The organism is Aerococcus sp. L_32 (assembly GCF_050689315.1).
In genome coordinates this window covers 1-884 of the sequence record NZ_JBOEQF010000750.1, presented here as the reverse complement: position 1 = coordinate 884, position 884 = coordinate 1, and the positions used below count along the sequence as shown (strand labels likewise).

The 884-nt window shown below is 45.6% G+C and carries 2 protein-coding genes; both read left to right on the top strand.

What is annotated here, in order from left to right; genetic code table 11:
* Positions 1-369 (top strand): dihydropteroate synthase (locus ACRCJ0_RS16190; RefSeq protein WP_431391190.1); only part of this gene is annotated, 369 nt, incomplete at its 5' end.
* A 12-nt stretch (positions 370-381) separates the two neighbouring features.
* The gene (folB, locus tag ACRCJ0_RS16185) at positions 382-801 is read left to right on the top strand and encodes a dihydroneopterin aldolase (RefSeq protein WP_059349089.1); all 420 of its coding nucleotides are present in this window, start codon (positions 382-384) and stop codon (positions 799-801) included.
* The last annotated feature ends 83 nt before the right edge of the window (positions 802-884 follow it).

Genomic DNA, 884 nt, shown 5'->3' with positions numbered 1-884 from the left:
ATGAAAGCTGACCTACAAAACGCTATTGATATTGCCCGTGCTCAAGGGATGCGTGACGACCAGCTGATTCTTGACCCTGGTGTTGGTTTCGCCAAAACGGCGGACGACAACTTGTTGGCAATCCAAGGCTTACAAGAATTAGCTAGCTTTAATATGCCTGTCCTTTTGGCTACTTCAAGAAAAGGGTTCTTGGGTAAATTAGTGGATGTGCCAGCTAATGAACGCGACGTAGCGACCGCAGCCACAACGGTTTCAGGGATCTTATCGGGGGCTGATATGGTTCGGGTCCACAATGTGAAAGTCAACAAGGAAGCTGCAGCGGTGGCAGATGCGATCAAACGCGGACAAATTGACCCAGTGAGTATTTAAGGAGGGGTTCTGATGGCTACAAGGGATAAAATTTATTTGAATAACCTGCAATTTTACGCCAACCACGGCTTGTTGGCTGAAGAAACGGCCTTAGGACAACGGTTTAATGTGGATGCAGTTCTAGCGGTAGACTTGGCGCCAGCTGGTCAATCAGATGATATGTATGATTCAGTTTCCTACGCCGATGTCTATACGGTTATAGAAGATGTTGTCGTACATGAAGCCCCTGCTAAATTATTGGAACGATTAGCCCACAAGTTAGCCATGCGGATTTTAGGGGACTTTCCACTCGTTGAAGAAGTGAACATCAAAGTGGTGAAACCTGATCCACCCATTCGCGGGATTTATGACAGTGTAGCCATTGAAATTCAACGAGACCGGACCTGGTTTAATAAGATGGAGCAGATAAACCAGATGAATGAGGTGAAATAAAGATGCAATCAGACGTATTAATCGCTTTAGGGTCTAACATTCAACCACGACTTGACCACTTGAAAAATGCAGTGACAGCCTTT

Coding starts and splice junctions, on each gene's coding strand:
- folB (WP_059349089.1), top strand. CDS start 382: ATGGCTACAAGGGATAAAATTTATTTGAATAACCTGCAATTTTACGCC.